This is a genomic window from Streptomyces sp. NPDC058289 (assembly GCF_042880975.1).
Taxonomy (GTDB): Bacteria; Actinomycetota; Actinomycetes; order Streptomycetales; family Streptomycetaceae; genus Streptomyces; species Streptomyces stoeckheimensis.
This window is the reverse complement of sequence record NZ_JBHVYI010000003.1, coordinates 139,864-155,345: the sequence shown is the minus strand read 5'-3', so window position 1 is coordinate 155,345 and position 15,482 is coordinate 139,864. Positions and strand designations below refer to the sequence as shown.

15 protein-coding genes are annotated in these 15,482 nt (G+C 74.0%); 8 read left to right on the top strand and 7 right to left on the bottom strand.

Annotated elements, in window-relative coordinates:
* Positions 1-2 precede the first annotated feature (2 nt).
* The 3 genes from lnt to ACFVX6_RS02590 all read right to left on the bottom strand — a co-directional run bounded on the left by lnt (position 3) and on the right by ACFVX6_RS02590 (position 3,450).
* The gene (lnt, locus tag ACFVX6_RS02600; protein ID WP_389687186.1) at positions 3-1,646 is read right to left on the bottom strand and encodes an apolipoprotein N-acyltransferase; all 1,644 of its coding nucleotides are present in this window, start codon (positions 1,644-1,646) and stop codon (positions 3-5) included.
* 40 nt (positions 1,647-1,686) lie between these two features.
* The gene (locus ACFVX6_RS02595) at positions 1,687-2,202 is read right to left on the bottom strand and encodes a hypothetical protein (protein WP_389687184.1); all 516 of its coding nucleotides are present in this window, start codon (positions 2,200-2,202) and stop codon (positions 1,687-1,689) included.
* A 171-nt stretch (positions 2,203-2,373) separates the two neighbouring features.
* Positions 2,374-3,450 (bottom strand): FAD-dependent oxidoreductase, encoded by a 1,077-nt coding sequence (locus ACFVX6_RS02590; RefSeq protein WP_389687182.1) that lies wholly within the window; start codon positions 3,448-3,450, stop codon positions 2,374-2,376.
* A gap of 89 nt (positions 3,451-3,539) precedes the next feature.
* Here ACFVX6_RS02590 and ACFVX6_RS02585 point away from each other — a divergent pair, with 89 nt between their 5' ends.
* Together ACFVX6_RS02585 and ACFVX6_RS02580 are read left to right on the top strand one after the other, a co-directional pair.
* Complete coding sequence (locus ACFVX6_RS02585; protein ID WP_389687180.1) at positions 3,540-4,139, top strand: TetR/AcrR family transcriptional regulator; 600 nt, start codon at positions 3,540-3,542, stop codon at positions 4,137-4,139.
* A gap of 29 nt (positions 4,140-4,168) precedes the next feature.
* Positions 4,169-5,080, top strand: a complete 912-nt coding sequence (locus ACFVX6_RS02580; RefSeq protein WP_389687178.1) for an ADP-ribosylglycohydrolase family protein — start codon at positions 4,169-4,171, stop codon at positions 5,078-5,080.
* A gap of 24 nt (positions 5,081-5,104) precedes the next feature.
* Here ACFVX6_RS02580 and ACFVX6_RS02575 read toward each other — a convergent pair whose 3' ends face one another.
* The 3 genes from ACFVX6_RS02575 to ACFVX6_RS02565 all read right to left on the bottom strand — a co-directional run bounded on the left by ACFVX6_RS02575 (position 5,105) and on the right by ACFVX6_RS02565 (position 6,790).
* A complete protein-coding gene (locus ACFVX6_RS02575) occupies positions 5,105-5,659 on the bottom strand; it encodes a hypothetical protein (RefSeq protein WP_389687176.1) in 555 nt (184 codons plus the stop codon).
* Positions 5,656-6,000: a hypothetical protein gene (locus ACFVX6_RS02570; RefSeq protein WP_389687174.1), complete on the bottom strand. Its 345-nt coding sequence runs from the start codon at positions 5,998-6,000 to the stop codon at positions 5,656-5,658. The genes ACFVX6_RS02575 and ACFVX6_RS02570 overlap by 4 nt, the downstream gene beginning before the upstream one ends.
* Before the next feature lie 100 nt (positions 6,001-6,100).
* Entirely contained in the window at positions 6,101-6,790 is a 690-nt protein-coding gene (locus ACFVX6_RS02565) for a DJ-1/PfpI family protein (RefSeq protein ID WP_389687172.1), read from the bottom strand.
* Between the two features lie 224 nt (positions 6,791-7,014).
* On the opposite strand from ACFVX6_RS02565, the gene ACFVX6_RS02560 reads away from it, so the two are divergent.
* Positions 7,015-7,953 (top strand): GlxA family transcriptional regulator, encoded by a 939-nt coding sequence (locus tag ACFVX6_RS02560; protein ID WP_389687169.1) that lies wholly within the window; start codon positions 7,015-7,017, stop codon positions 7,951-7,953.
* Between the two features lie 15 nt (positions 7,954-7,968).
* Here ACFVX6_RS02560 and ACFVX6_RS02555 read toward each other — a convergent pair whose 3' ends face one another.
* Positions 7,969-8,787 (bottom strand): glutamate racemase, encoded by an 819-nt coding sequence (locus tag ACFVX6_RS02555; RefSeq protein WP_389687167.1) that lies wholly within the window; start codon positions 8,785-8,787, stop codon positions 7,969-7,971.
* Positions 8,788-9,052: 265 nt separating this feature from the next.
* On the opposite strand from ACFVX6_RS02555, the gene ACFVX6_RS02550 reads away from it, so the two are divergent.
* The 5 genes from ACFVX6_RS02550 to ACFVX6_RS02530 all read left to right on the top strand — a co-directional run bounded on the left by ACFVX6_RS02550 (position 9,053) and on the right by ACFVX6_RS02530 (position 15,468).
* On the top strand, positions 9,053-10,228 hold the full coding sequence (locus ACFVX6_RS02550; RefSeq protein WP_389687165.1) for a glycosyltransferase: 1,176 nt from the start codon (positions 9,053-9,055) through the stop codon (positions 10,226-10,228).
* 257 nt (positions 10,229-10,485) lie between these two features.
* Positions 10,486-11,079, top strand: a complete 594-nt coding sequence (locus ACFVX6_RS02545; RefSeq protein ID WP_389687163.1) for a DUF6643 family protein — start codon at positions 10,486-10,488, stop codon at positions 11,077-11,079.
* Positions 11,080-11,151: 72 nt separating this feature from the next.
* Positions 11,152-11,976, top strand: a complete 825-nt coding sequence (locus ACFVX6_RS02540; RefSeq protein ID WP_389687161.1) for an MOSC domain-containing protein — start codon at positions 11,152-11,154, stop codon at positions 11,974-11,976.
* Positions 11,977-12,279: 303 nt separating this feature from the next.
* Entirely contained in the window at positions 12,280-12,891 is a 612-nt protein-coding gene (locus ACFVX6_RS02535; RefSeq protein ID WP_389687159.1) for a hypothetical protein, read from the top strand.
* A gap of 105 nt (positions 12,892-12,996) precedes the next feature.
* On the top strand, positions 12,997-15,468 hold the full coding sequence (locus tag ACFVX6_RS02530) for a right-handed parallel beta-helix repeat-containing protein (RefSeq protein WP_389687157.1): 2,472 nt from the start codon (positions 12,997-12,999) through the stop codon (positions 15,466-15,468).
* The last annotated feature ends 14 nt before the right edge of the window (positions 15,469-15,482 follow it).

Here is a 15,482-nt window from a genome sequence, read left to right as displayed (position 1 = left end):
CCCTATGAAGACCGGCCGGACCGGGCGAAACGGCGGGCGAACGACCAGCCGAGTCCGGCCAGGGCCACGGCCAGAACGAGGTACTCGGCGAGCGGGCCGAAGCGGGTGGCCGGGGTCTGCGTGGAGCGCAGCGGGATCTCGGCGACCAGGGCGTCGGCCGTGAACATCTTCGTCTGCTGCACGATCTTGCCGTCGGGGCGGATCACGGCGCTGACCCCGCTGGTGACGGGCACCAGGACCGTCCGGCTGTGCTCCACGGCCCGCACCCGGTCCATGGCGAGCTGCTGGTAGGTCATCTCGGTGCGGCCGAAGGTGGCGTTGTTGCTGGGCACGGCGATGACCTGGGCTCCGGCCTGGACGGTGGAGCGGACGGCGTCGTCGAAGGCGGCCTCGTAGCAGGTGACCATGCCGACCCCGCTGCCCGCCATGTCGAAGACCCCGGGCTCCTTGCCGGGGCCGAAGTCGCGCCGCACCCGGTCCACGTCGGAGCTGAAGAGCCGGACGAAGGAGCGCATCGGGATGCGCTCGCCGAAGGGCTGGATCTTGCGCTTGTCATAGGTCTCGACGGGGCCCTTGACCGGGTCCCACAGGATCATCGTGTTGCGCAGCGGGCCGGTCTCCGGGGCCAGCACGGAGCCGATGGCGACGGGCACCCCGATGGTCTTGACCGCGTTGTCGATGACGGCGTAGGCATCGGGCTCGGCGTACGGGTCGATGTCGGAGGAGTTCTCCGGCCAGACGACGAAGTCCGGTTTCGCCACCTTGCCGAGCTTGATGTCCTGGGCGAGCTGGATCGTGCGGTTGGCGTGGTTGTCCAGGACCTGTCGGCGCTGGGCGTTGAAGTCGAATCCGGCGCGCGGGACGTTGCCCTGGATGACGGCGGCCACCACGGTGCCGTCCTCGGCGGCGTCGGAGACGAGCGGCCGGGCGGCCAGCGCCCCGGCGAGCGGGGCGGCCACGGCAGTGGCGGCGAGCAGCGCGGCGGTGGCCCGCCGGGTGTCGGCGCCGACGCGCAGCACCTCGTACAGCCCGAATCCGCACAGGGCCACGGCGAAGGAGAGCAGCGGGGTGCCGCCGAGCGCGGCGAGCGGCAGGAAGACCCCGTCGGGCTGGCCGAAGGCGAGCTTGCCCCAGGGGAAACCGCCGAAGGGGGCCCGGGCGCGCAGTGCCTCGCCGGCGATCCAGACGGCGGCGCCCCACAGCGGCCAGCCGGGGAGCCGGCTGACGAGGGCGATGCCGAGGGTGGTGAGGCCGATCAGCAGGGATTCGAGGGTGACGAGCGCCAGCCACGGCACCGGGCCGACGCCCTCGCCGGTCCAGACGAGCAGCGGCAGCAGGAAGCCGAGGCCGTGCAGCACGCCGAGGCCGAAACCGGCCCGCGCGCGGCGCCCGTAGAGGCACCAGCCGAGCAGGGCGAGGGCGAGGGGGGCCAGCCACCACAGGGGGCGGGGCGGGAAGCTGAGGTAGAGGAGCACTCCGGAGAGCACGGCGCACGCGGGCCGCGCGAGCCGTCCGGCCCACCGCCGCCGGATGGGCGAACCCGCCACGGCCTCCCGCACCGACCCCTGCCCTTGGTCGTTCCCGGCATCGTTCCCGGCTTCGTTCCCGGCATCGTTCCCGGCCGCGCGGGTCGCACTGGTGCTCATCTGGCGGAGTGTACGTCCCCTCGCTGTGCCGGTGGCGGAGTCAGTGGGCCAGGGCGCGCAGATGGGTGCGGATCACACGGACCGCGTTCTCCGCGTCGTCGACCGTGACGGTGAACAGCTTGCCGTCGCCGAGCCGGAGCTCCAGACCCTCGCCGCGCCGGACGATGACGGCGGTGCCGCGCTCGGGGCGCCAGCGGTAGCCCCAGCCGCCCCACTGCTGGGGGGTGATCCGGGGCAGGTACTCGGCGGCCTCCACCTCCGTGAGGCGGATCCTGCGGCGCGGCAGCCCGATGTGCCCGCAGCGCACCTCGACGGCCTCGGCGTCGACGGTGACGGCGGCGTGCACGAAGGCGAGGGTGCCGAAGAGGATGAGCAGGCCCGCGGCGAGACAGCCGATCACCGCCATGAGCATCGCGACGATGCCGGCGTCCCAGGCGTGGTCGACGGCGATCTCGATCCCGAGCGCCAGAAAGGCCGCACCGGCTCCGGCGAGCAGCCACTGCACACGGTTGGAGGCCCGGCCCGTCCAGAGCGGCCCCGGCGGGTGACCCGTCATGTGTAGCAGCGTACTCACGTTCCGCAGGGCCGCCACCGGCCTCTCGACGCGAATCGCACGCGAGGTTCTGCGGTCACGGCCATGACGGACGACGAGGCAGCAGAGGTGTCAGGGGGCGCCGAGGCCGGCCTCGGCGGGGCGGGCCGACCGGGGCGGGCCAACCGGGGCGGGCTAACCGGGCAGCAGGCCCACGAGCGCGTCGCGCAGGGCCGGGCGGCGGACGGTCATGAAGCGGTGCAGGGTCCGGGAGCCGAATGCCACCCGCTGGGCGCTGCGGCGGCGCTCGCCCTCGTACGCACGCAGTGCGGCGGGCAGGCTGCCCGGGCCGTGGGCGGCGACGGCCCGGGTGAGGGCCTCCGCGTCGAGGAGCGCGGTGCAGGCGCCCTGGCCGAGGTTCGGGGTCATGGCGTGGGCCGCGTCGCCGACGAGCGCGACCGGTCCGGGCCCGGCCGTGCGGATGAACGAGGGCAGCGCCGGGTGGAGGTGGCGCATCCGGTACCGGATCCAGGTCTGTGGGTCGGTGTCGGCGAGCACGCGCGGGATGGGGTCGTGCCAGTCGGCGAAAGCGCCCCGTAGTTCCTCGGCCGTGGTGGCCTCGGGAACGGTGGCGTACCAGTTGGTGCGACCGGGTTCGACCGGGGTCATCCCGAAGAAGCGGCCCCGGCCCCAGGTCTCGCCGTAGACACCGGTCTCGAAACCGGCGGTGCCGATCCAGGCCGTGGAGCCGAGCTCGCGCGGCCGGCTCCCGCCCTCGAAGCGAGCGGCGCGGACCGCGCTGTTGATCCCGTCGGCGCCGACGAGGAGGTCGGCGCCCCGAGCGGCCGAAGCCTCGTAAGCCCGGCCGTACGCGACCTCCGTGCCGCCGAGCCGTGCGAGCTCGGCGAGGAGCGCGTCCATCAAGTAGGGCCGTGAGATGAGGAGTTCGGGGCGGCCCGCCTTGCGTTCGATCCGCTCCAGCGGGAGGGCGGCCAGCACCCGGCCGTCGGGGCGCCGGATCAGCCCGTCGCGGTACGGGACCGCTCGCTCGCGGAGCGCTCCGCCGAGGCCGAGCCGGTCCAGGGCAGCCTGGGCCGTGGGGTGGACGCCGAAGGCGGTTCCGTACCGCTCCGGCTCGGCCCGGCGCTCCAGAACGGCCACCGCCCATCCGGCCCGTCGCAGGCCGATGGCGGTGGCGAGACCCCCGACCCCGGCGCCGACGACCACCGCGGAGCCCCTCTCCGCACCCTTGGCCCCCGCGCTCACGCCCATGGCACACCCCTCGTTCGAGTCGCCCCTACTCAACCACCACAGCTGTGGTGCCACAACTGTGGTACCACGGGCGTGGTTAAGCTGGCAAGGTGAACCAGGACCGAAGGGACCGGCTGCGCGACGCGGCCATCGAGGTGCTCGCACAGGCGGGCGGGCGGGGCTTGACGCACCGGGCCGTCGACGCGGCGGCCGACGTGCCGCTCGGCACCTCCAAGAACTACTTCCCGACCCGCGACGCACTGCTGCGCGCGGTCGCCGAGCGCTGCCTGGAGCAGTACAGGGCACTCGCCGCCCGCCTCGCCGGGGCCGGCCCCGGGCCCGGCGACCGGGCCGGACTCGCCGCGCTGCTCGCCGGACTGCTCCGCGATACGGCCGGAGCCGGCCGGCCGCGCGTCGTGGCGTACCTGGAGCTCCAGGTGGAGGCGACCCGGCGACCGTGGCTGGCCGCGCTGCTGGACCCGATCGCGGCGGCGGACTTCGCGGCGTTCGGGCACCTGCTGGCCTCCGCCGGTCTGCCGGCCGGTCCGGAGCAGGCCCGCGCCCTCACGCTCGCTCTGCACGGAGCCGTCCTCCACCTCCTGACGGGCGCCCCGGCCACCCTGGCCGCGGCCGGGCTGGACGACCTGGACGCCTTCGCCCGCGGCGTGCTGGACCGCGGGCAACCCGGACCGAAGGAGGAGAGCCCGTAACCGACCGGATCGACCGTGCCGTCGGCGCCGTGCTCGGCTCGGCGGCCGGGGATGCGCTCGGCGCTCCCTACGAGTTCGGGCCCGCGGGGCAGTTGGGTGCCCGCGGCGAGGAGATGCGCGGCGGCGGTGGCTGGGATCCGGGCGAGGCCACCGACGACACGCAGATGGCGGTGCTGGTCGGCGAATCCCTGCTGGAGTGCGGCGGGCTGGAACTCCCCGACGTCTTCGACCGGTTCCGGCGCTGGGCGGCCGGGGACCCCAAGGACATCGGGCTGCAGACCGAGATCGTGCTGACCGGCGGCGACCCGTGGGACCTGGCCGCCGCGCTGCACTTCCAGATCAACGCGCGGGCTGCGGGCAACGGTTCCCTGATGCGCGCCTCGACCTCGGCGGTGTACTTCGCTCCCTCCGGGCGGGACGCGACCATGGACGCCGCCCGGCGGATCGCCGCGCTCACCCACGGGGACCGGGCCGCCTGGGAAGGGACGGCCGTCCTGCACGAGCTCGTACGCGTGGCCCTGCACGGCGGTGACCCGCTCGGCGCCCTGCCCGCGACGCTGGAGCAGGTGCACCCGGACCACCGCGAGCGGTACGCGCGGGTCCTGGCCCCGGACTGGCATCCGGACCTGGCCACCGAGTTCAACGGAGCGGTGTGGCCCTGCCTGGGCTCGGCGGTGTGGGCGCTGCGCACCACGACGGGCTTCGCGGAGGCCGTACGGACCGCCGTGGACCTGGGCGGCGACACCGACACGGTGGCGGCGGTGACCGGCACCCTGGCCGGGGCACGGTACGGCGCGGCGGCGGTCCCGGAGTCCTGGACCGCCCCGTTGCACGTACCCGTACCGGGCTACGGGGACCACGTACTGGATGCCGCCGGGCTACGGGAACTGGCCCGGCGCCTCGCGACGGCCGGGGCGGCCTACGCCGCCCGGGAGGCGTAGGCCCCGGGCGGCAGAGCGGAACCGTCAGGCTCCCGTGGTGGAGCCCGGGCGGATGATCATCAGGACGGTCACGGTGGCCCACAGCAGGTTGAAGACCCCGGTGAGCATCGCGAGGCGAGCGGCGGACCGGGCGGCGTGACCGGAACCGGGACCGGGACCTGGACCTGGAACGGGACCGGGTCCCCGCTCCGGCTCCGGCTCCTGCTCCTGCTCCTGCTCCTGCTCCTGCAGGGCGATGAGGGCGGCGTCCTGGCCCGGGAGGATCAGCAGGGCGAGGACGGCGGCCGCGGCGGTGGTCAGCACGATCGAGACGATCAGCCACCCGCTGCCGAGGACTCCCAGACTGTCGGCCGTGACGAACCCGAGGACGGGAACCGCGGTGCCGACGGCCGCGTAGACACGGCACACGCGGTGCAGCATCCGCAGGTTCGCGAGAGCGTCGCGGTCGCCCGGGGCGCCGGCAGCCGATGCGCCGTGGGCGCGGCGCAGCGCCGCGGGGAACATGCTCGCGGCGACGGCGACCGGCCCGATGGCCAGCACGGCGGCCAGGACGTGGAGGGAGAGGAAGAGCTTCGTCACGGGCGCGGCTCCGCGTCCGTCCGGACGCCGGTGGCGCGGCGCCGGCCGGTGACCTTGGACGCAGGGAGGCGGCCTGCCTTGGAGGTTCCGGCCAGGACGTCGCCGGTCACCGTCACGGCGAAGGCCAGGTTCAGGCGCATCGGCTTGGTGACGGCCTGCTTCCAGGTGAGGCGGTCACCGTCGACGTCGAGAGCGAGGGTGAGGTCGTCCAGGGGGACCTCTTCTCCCGCCCCTCGGGCGATCCCGGTCAGGACGCCGTCCTGGCGCAAGAGCTCGACTACGGCGTTGATCCGGCCGATGGGCGTGGAGACGGTCAGGTCCCAGGTTCCTTCAACGGACATGCTGTGGTTCTTCCTAGAGGTGCGGGGCGAGCGGGGGGACACGTACCGGGTGCGGGGCGAACGGGGGACACGTACCGGGTGCGGGGCGGGGGTGCGCCGGTCAGAAGCCGACGGGGGCCGGGCCCCGCTCGCGCCAGACGGTGCCGCGGCGTTCGTGGGCGAACAGTTCCTCCACGGCCTGCGCGATCCTCGGGCCCACCTCCCGCTCCAGCAGGTACAGGCCCAGGTCGAGCCCGGAGGTGACACCGGCGCCGGTGACGAGGTCCCCGTCGTCGACGAGGCGGGCGCGCACGGCGCGGACGCCGGTGGCGTCGAGCATGTCCAGGCCCAGATGGTGGGTGGTGGCGTGGCGGCCCTCCAGCAGGCCGGCCATGGCCAGGACGAGCGAGCCGCCGCACACCGCGGCGACCGTCATCCGCGGGTCGGCCATCGCCGCCTCGAGCAGCGCGGGCAGTTCGGTGGCCAGGGTGCGCCCGATCAGGACGGGGATGAACTCGTCCTGCCGCCACTGCCCCTCGCCCGCGTCGAGGTCCGGGACCTCGCCGGGTTCTCCGACACGGCCCGAGGCGCCGGGAACCAGGACCAGGCCCGCACGGCCGGGGTCCAGGGCGCCCGTGGCACGCAGCACCAGGCCCCCGGTGCCGCTGACCACCTCGCGCGGCCCTTCGGCGGAGACCAGCTCCACGCTCACCGCGCCGCCGGATGCGGTGCCCCCGGCGTAGAGGACCTCGTAGGGGGCGATGACGTCGAGTGGATCGAAGCCGTCGAACAGGACGATCTGGGCGTGCATGAAGGGTTCCTCCACGTGCGGCGGCCCGGTCCGTGCCGGTCCGGGCTCGCCCTTGACGCTATGGGCCCTGCGCCCCTTGCCCCAGTGGCATTAATGACAGCTTTCAACGGGATAACGTCATAGCCCCTTCACCAGCTCACCGGCTCCTCTGACCTGTATGAAGATGCGGTCCGAGGATCGCCAGACCCATCCAGCCAGGCCCTGCGACCGGGTATGTTCTGGCCATGCACACTGTCGCCGTCCTCGCCCTGGACCGGGTGATCCCCTTCGATCTGGCCACCCCGATCGAGGTCTTCACCCGTACCCGCCTGCCGGACGGCCGCGCGGGCTACCAGATCCGGGTGTGCGCGGAGCAGCCGGAGGTCGACGCGGGTTCCTTCAGCCTGCGCGCACCGTGGGGGCTGGAGGGACTCCAGGGCGCGGACACGATCATCGTGCCCGGTACCGACGTACCCACGGCCCCGCTCTCCCCCGCCGTCCGTGCCGCGCTGCTGACGGCGGCCGAACAGGGCACGCGCATCGCCTCCATCTGCTCGGGGACGTTCCCGCTGGCCGCCACCGGGCTCCTGAACGGCCTGCGGGCGACGACCCATTGGATGGCGGCCGATCTCCTCGCGGCCACCTACCCGGACGTCGAGGTCGACCCGGACGTCTTGTACGTCGACAATGGCCGGATCCTCACCTCGGCCGGCGCCGCCGCGGGCCTGGACCTGTGCCTGCACATGATCCGCAAGGACTACGGCTCGGCGGTCGCCGCCGACGCGGCCCGGCTGTCCGTCATGCCCCTGGAGCGGGAGGGCGGGCAGGCGCAGTTCATCGTGCACGACCACGTGCCCACCCCGCGGGGTTCCGTGCTGGAACCGCTGCTCTCCTGGCTGCAGGCGAACCTGGCCTCCGACCTCACGCTCGCCGACATCGCCGCCCGCGCCGGCACCAGCACGCGGACGCTGATCCGTCACTTCCGCGAACAGACCGGTACCACCCCGCTCCAGTGGCTCCACCGCGCCCGCATCCGCCGGGCGCAGCACCTCCTGGAGACCACGCAGCACTCCGTCGAACGCATCGGCACCCAGGTCGGCTTCGGTTCGCCCACCGCCTTCCGCGACCGCTTCAAGCGCACCACCGGGGTCAGCCCCCACGCCTACCGCCGCGCGTTCAGCTGACCGCGCACTCGGGGGTCAGCCCGAGACGGATCCCCCGGCCACTTGGCCCACGCCGGCGCTCCGCCCGGTCAGCAGACGGCCCTCGGCGTACTCGAGGGCGGCCTCGGGGAGCGTTCCGGGGCGGCCGCTGAGCAGGACGGTCAGGCTGCCGGTGTACGGCAGGCCGGGCTCCGGGCGGGCGCCGAGCCGGCGCAGGGCCTGGACGGCGACGGGCTCGGCGGAGCCGTGGAAGACGTACGCGCCGCCGCCGGTGCGCCGGTCGAGCGCGGCCCGGATGGGGGCCTCGACCAGCTCGTAGTGGGTGCAGCCGAGCACCACGTCGGTGACGTCGGCCGGGGTCAGCGCGGCGGCCGCGGCGACGGTCCGTACGACGGCGGCCTCGTCGCCGGCCTCGACGGCGTCGGCCAGCCCCGGGCAGGGCACCTCGGTGACGCGCGCCCCGTCGGCGAAGTCGCGGATCAAGCCGCGCTGGTAGGGGCTGCCGGTGGTGGCGGGGGTGGCCCAGATGGCCACGCGCCCTCCGGCGGCCGCGGCGGGCTTGATCGCCGGTACGGTCCCGATGACCGGGATCGACGGCTCCAGCTCGGCGCGCAGCGCGGGCAGGGCGTGTACGGAAGCGGTGTTGCAGGCGACGATCAGCGCGTCCGGCCGGTGCGCGGCGGCGGCCCGCGCGACGGCTAGGGCCCGCCCGGTGAGGTCCTCCGGAGTCCTGGGACCCCAGGGCATCCCGTCGGGGTCGCTGGACAGCACCAGCTCCGCGTCCGGCCGAAGCCGCCGCAGCGCGGCGGCCGCCGCGAGGAGGCCGATACCGGAGTCCATGAGGGCGATCTTCACTTGGTCACCTTAATCGATCCCCCCACCCCACCCGGGGCAACGGGCCCGCCACTCCGTCCGGGCCGCCACTGCACCACACCACACCGACCGCGAAGGAACACCGGCCCCGACCGACCCCGGACCCTACGAGGAGGCGGCCCCGGACGGCCGCGCTTCCGCCCAGGGCCTGCCGGTGCAGCTGCACCCGTGCCCCCGTCCCGACCCGGACCGCCGAACCCCGGTGTCCCGGCACCCTCCGCGGTGCCGCTCCCGGCAGACTGCCGGGATGGGTTACCTCCTCGTCGCCGCGTGTGCCTCGCTCGCCGTCTGGTTCTGGCTCACCCTCGGCCAAGGCATGTTCTGGCGGACCGATACGCGCCTGCCTCCCCGGCACGCCCCCGCCCGCTGGCCGTCCGTCGCGATCGTGGTCCCGGCCAGGGACGAGGCCGAGGTGCTGCCGCACAGCCTGCCCTCGCTCCTCGTGCAGGACTATCCCGGCGAGGCCGAGGTCGTCCTGGTCGACGACGGCAGTACGGACGGCACGGCCGACCTCGCCCGGCGGCTCGCCGACGCCCACCCCGGCGGGCTGCCCCTGACGGTCCTCTCCCCCGGTGAACCCGGCGCCGGCTGGACCGGCAAGCTCTGGGCACTGCGACACGGCATCACCCACGCCCGCTCGGGCGCGGGCCCCGTCCCCGACTACCTCCTCCTCACCGACGCCGACATCGCCCACGCACCCGACAGCCTGCGCGAGCTGGTCTGCGCCGCGACGGCGGCCGACCTCGACCTGGTCTCCCAGATGGCCCGGCTGCGCGCCGTCAGCGTCTGGGAGCGGCTGATCGTTCCTGCCTTCGTGTACTTCTTCGCCCAGCTCTACCCCTTCCGCTGGATCAACCGCCCCGCCGCCCGCACCGCGGCCGCCGCCGGCGGGTGCGTCCTGCTGCGCACCGAGGCGGCCGTGCGGGCCGGGGTCCCGGAGTCGATCCGGCAGGCCGTCATCGACGACGTCTCGCTCGCCCGGGCGGTCCAGCGCAGCGGCGGGCGGATCTGGCTCGGCCTTGCGGAGCGGGTGGACAGCGTGCGCCCGTACAGCTCCCTCGCGGACCTGTGGCGGATGGTCTCCCGCAGCGCCTACGCGCAACTGCGCCACCACCCCGCGCTCCTGGCCGGGACGGTGGCCGGGCTGGTCCTGGTCTACCTCGTGCCGCCGGCCGCACTCCTCGCGGGCCTCGCCGCCGGCCGGCCCGCCGTCGCCTGGGCCGGCGGCCTGGCCTGGCTGCTGATGGCCGGCACGTACCTGCCGATGCTGCGCTACTACCGCCAGCCGGCGGCCCTCGCACCGCTGCTCCCGCTCACCGCGCTGCTCTACCTCCTGATGACCGTCGACTCGGCCGTGCAGCACTACCGCGGACGCGGAGCGGCATGGAAGGGCCGTACCTATGCCCGCCCCAGCGACGCCTGAAACCGGACTCCATCCTTCGACTTCACGTCGTCCGAGGTCACGGGGTTGTGACGTCCCGTCAGCACGAGGCCGGCGGCATATTCGTGCACCACCCAACCGGTGAGTACGAGTAGGAGCAAGACGGGGCGGAAGTGGCCAAATCGTGCACGTGAACGCGAAGTGAAAGCTGTGGCCCTGACCTGCGAATATGCAGGTCAGGGCGGTGTTGACGGCACCTCGCTATGGACCCGGTGAAGTCGTGGGCTTAACTTAGGTCCATGACCTCCCCCCGCTCCACTTATGGCGGCGGTTACTACTCCGCGCCCTCCTTCCCGGACACCCCTATCTACGACTCCCTCGTCGCCGAACGCGGCACCCCGCAGATCGCCCCGATCCGCGTCCCCGCCGCCTACGACTCGCCGAGTTCCGGCTACTCGAGCGGTGGGTACCTCCCGGCCCTCGCGTCCGCGCTCCCCGCCCTGCCGGCCGCGCTGCCGCCCGCCCGCCCGCAACAACAACAGGCACCGGCGTACGGGTACCCGTACCAGCAGCAGGCCGCGCCCCAGCAGATGCCGCACATGCAGCAGATGCAGCAGATGGCCCCGATGCCGCAGCCCATGTCGATGCCGATGCCGCTCCAGCAGGCGCCGGTGCCGTACGTCCCGCAGCAGCCGCAGCCGTTCGCGGCCCGCACGGGTTACGTTCCGCAGCCCCAGCCGCAGCAGCCCCGCCCGGTCGCCACGGGCACCGGGTACGAGGCGATGCGCCCGGCCGCGCCGCGTCCGATGCAGGCACCGCCCGCACCCGTCCCGGCCGCCTCGTTCGAGGACCCGTACGGGCGTCCGTACCAGCCGCAGGGACGCGGTTACTGACCGCCTCAGCCGGCCGGCCCTCTCCGACGAGGTCGCCGCGGAGTCCGTGAGGACGGCTGGCAGTATTTCCCCATGGTGAAACTGCGTGTTCAGGCGCTCCACGTCCATCCCGTCAAATCGGTGGCGGGGACGACACCCGACGAGGTGGCCGTGGAGCCCTGGGGTCTGTCCGGCGACCGCAGGTGGGCGGTGGTGGACGAGGAGGGCACGGTCATCACCCAACGCCAGCAGCCGAGGCTGGCCTTGGCACGAGCCCGTCCGCTGGGGGGCGGCGGGTTCGAGGTTTCGGCGCCGGGCATGGCGGATCTGACGGTGGAGGTCCCGGGGCGGGGTCCGCTGGAGCCGGTGATGCTCTTCGGCAAGAAGATCGAGACCGTGGAGGCGGCGCAAGCCGCCGCCGACTGGTTCACCGCGTACCTGGGCGTACCGGCACACCTGGTGCACCTGGACGACCCGGCCGTGCGCCGGCCGGTCGATCCCCAGTACGCGCTGCCCGGCGAGACCGTGAGCCTGGCCGACGGTTATCCGCTGCTGATCACCACTCTCGCCTCGCTGGACGCGCTCAACGCGCTGATCGCCACGGGAAGCCATCCGAATGAGGGCCCCCTCCCGATGAACCGGTTCCGCCCGAACGTGGTGGTGTCCGGAGCGGAGGCGTGGGCCGAGGACGGCTGGGAGCGCGTCGCGATCGGCGACGCCGTCTTCCGCGGGGCGCGCGAGTGCGGTCGCTGTGTCGTGACGACCACCGACCAGACGACGGCGATCCGGGGCAAGGAGCCGCTCCAGACCCTGGCCAGGCACCGGCGGATCGGGAAGTCGCTGGCCTTCGGACGGCTGCTGGTGCCGGTGCGGCTGGGGACGCTGCGGGTCGGCGACGAGGTGCGCGTCCTGGCGTGAGGGCGCCCGCAGCCGGACGAGCCACCAGGGACCGGCGAACCACCAGGAGGAGCTGAGCCGCCAGGCTGAGCTGCCGGCCCGAGCCGCCAGAGGGCCGGTGAGACCACCCGGAATGACACCTTCGAGCGGCTCTCGCGTCACCCTGGAACCAACCGCCACCGCCTGCCCGTTGGAACATGCGGGACGTGAGCACCGGATCGGGTGACACACGTCTCGCGCGTCCCGGAATGCGGGTGGCCGGGGCATGCGGGAGGCTGGGACGGCAGGCAGGCGCAGACTGGCACAAGTAGGGGGAGCCGGACCGTGCGGACAGCAATGGGAGTGTGGCGTTGGCGGCGCAATCCGCTGCGCCGCCAGACGGATCTATTCGAGGCCTGGGTGGCCTTCGCGGCGCTGCTGTGCGTCCTGTTGGTGGCTCCGGCCATCGGCTGGGCCGCCGGATTGCGGGTGGACGGCACGCTGCAGCGGGCCGCGCGCGAACAGCGCGAGGAGCGCCATCTCGTACCGGCGGTGGTGGTCCGGCCGACACCGGATCCGCTCCTCGGTGCGGCCACCGATCCGGCGGCGCAGCGCCAGACCCCGCAGCGTACGCAGATCGTCGCGTCGTGGACGGCGCCCGACGGCAGCAACCACCAGGGGACGGTGCCGGCCGCGGAGGAACCGCCGCATCCCGGCGACCGTTTCCGGATATGGACCGATGCGCACGGCCGGCTCGTCGGACAGCCCCTCGACCCCTCCTCCGCCAGTTTCCACGCGGGCATGGCGGGGCTCGCGGCGGCCCTGGGCATCGCCGCGCTCGTCGAGACGCTTCGCCGTCTGGTCGTACGAAGGCTCATGCATCGGCGGTACATCCGGCTGGACCGCGCGTGGGCCGCGGCGGGGCCGGACTGGGGCCGGGCGGATGCGGGCAGCTGACCTGGCAACTCACCGGCCCCGCGCGCGCTACGGTGGAGCGCCGGAGCCGCAGCTCCGACCAGCAGGCGGACATACGGAACACGAGGGTGGGGGCACGACAGCACCATGGCTCAGGGCACGGTCCAGGTGACGCACGGCGGTTCCTCGCGGTGGCGTCGCCGCTCCGGTGATTATCCGACGCTGACCGCCGCGCTGGCCGTGGCGGGCGACGGCGACGTCCTGTCCATCGCGCCGGGCACCTACCGGGAGAATCTGGTGCTGCACCACGCGGTGACCCTGCGCGGCCCGGAGGGCTCGCTGGGTTCGGTGCGGATCGCACCGCTCGACGGGGTCGCGCTGACCGTCCGCGCCTCGGCCGTCATCCAGGACCTCCACCTGGAGGGCCAGGACCCCACGGCGCCCGCGCTCCTCGTCGAGGACGGCTCCCCCGAGCTCACCGATCTGCGGGTGAGCACCCGGTCGGCGGCCGGCATCGAGGTCCGCGGGAGCGGTGCGCGGCCGCTGGTCCGGCGCTGCACGGTGGAGAATCCCGCCGGGATCGGGATCGCCGTACTGGACGGCGGCGGCGGGGTGTTCGCCGACTGCGAGGTGGTGGCCGCCGGCCAGGCCGGGGTCTCCGTGCGCGGCGGTGGCCGCCCCCGGCTGGAGCGCTGCCGGATCCACCACGCCACGGGCGCCGGCATCGCCGTGACCGGGGACGGCTCGGGCCTGGAGGCGCTGGGCTGCGAGGTCTACGAGATCAAGGGCGCCGGCGTGCAGATCGCCGCCCGGGCCACGGCCGTGCTCACCGACTGCGCGGTCCACCGCACCTCGGCCGACGGGGTCACCCTCGACACGGACGCCGTGCTCACGCTCGCCGGCTGCGACATCCACGACATCCCGGAGAACGCGGTGGACCTGCGCTCTCGCTCGGTGCTCACGCTCAGCCGCACCAGCGTCCGCCGTTTCGGCCGCAACGGCCTGTCGGTGTGGGACCCGGGCACCCGCGTCGTCGCCGACTCCTGCGAGATCCACGACAGCACCGGCGACTATCCCGCCGTCTGGATCAGCGACGGAGCCGGGGTCTCGCTGGACTCCTGCCGGGTGCACGACGTACCGGACGCGCTGTTCGTCCTGGACCGGGGTTCGCGCGTGGACGTCGTGGACAGCGACATCTCCCAAGTGCGCAACACTGCCGTCTCGGTGAGCGACGGAGCGACGGCCCAGCTGGACGACTGCCGGATCCGGGAGGCGGCGACGGGGGCCTGGTTCCGCGACCACGGCAGCGGCGGCACCCTCGCCAACTGCACCATCGACTCCGTCCAGACCGGCGTGATCGTCACCAAGGGCGCGGATCCCACGCTGGAGCGGTGCACGGTCGCCTCCCCCGCCGAAGCCGGCTTCTACGTGTCCGCCGGAGGGCGCGGCACCTTCACGGCGTGCCGGGTCACGGGCAGCGCGGGCTTCGGTTTCCACGTCATCGACGGCTGCCGCACCTCCCTGCACCGCTGCCACACCGAGCGCTGCGCGCGCGGGGGCTACGAGTTCGCGGAGGACGGTCCGGTCGCCGAGGACTGCACGAGCGACGAGTCCGGACCCCGCCTCGCCGCCCGGTCCGCCTCCGGCGCGGGCGCCGGGTCGGGTGCGGGCGTGGCGGCGGCCGGGGAGCGTACGGGAATCCGTACGGTGTCCGCGGCGCCGGGCCCCGTGGCGGTGGGCACGGCCGAGCGGGTGCCGGCCCAGCGGCCGGCCGACGAGACCGACTCCGGCTCGACCGGGCAGCCCGCGGCCCGTGGCTCGGTCGAGGTGCTGGGACACCTCGACGCGCTCGTGGGACTGGACAGCGTCAAGCGCGAGGTCCGCGCGCTCACCGACATGATCGAGGTGGGCCGGCGCCGGCAGCTGGCGGGGCTCAAGGCCGCTTCGGTCCGCCGCCACCTGGTCTTCACCGGCTCCCCCGGTACCGGCAAGACCACCGTGGCCCGGTTGTACGGGGAGATCCTGGCCTCCCTCGGGGTGCTGGAGCGCGGCCACCTCGTGGAGGTGTCCCGGGTCGACCTGGTCGGCGAGCACATCGGGTCCACCGCGATCCGCACGCAGGAGGCCTTCGACCGGGCGCGCGGCGGGGTGCTGTTCATCGACGAGGCGTACGCGCTGGCGCCCGAGGATTCGGGCCGCGACTTCGGGCGCGAGGCGATCGACACGCTGGTGAAGCTGATGGAGGACCACCGGGAGGCGGTGGTGGTGATCGTCGCCGGGTACACGGCGGAGATGGACCGCTTCCTCACCGTGAACCCGGGGGTGGCCTCCCGCTTCTCCCGGACCATCACCTTCGGGGACTACGGGCCCGGGGAGCTGCTGCGGATCGTGGAGCAGCAGGCCGAGGAGCACGAGTACCTGCTCGGCGAGAAGACCTCCGACGCGCTGCTGACGTACTTCACCGACCTGCCCAAGGGGCCCGCCTTCGGCAACGGCCGCACCGCCCGCCAGACCTTCGAGTCGATGGTCGAGCGGCACGCGGGGCGGGTCGCGCAGCTGTCGGAACCGAGCAAGGACGACCTCACCCTGCTGTACCCGGCGGACCTCCCGGACCTCTGACCGCGGGGACCCCG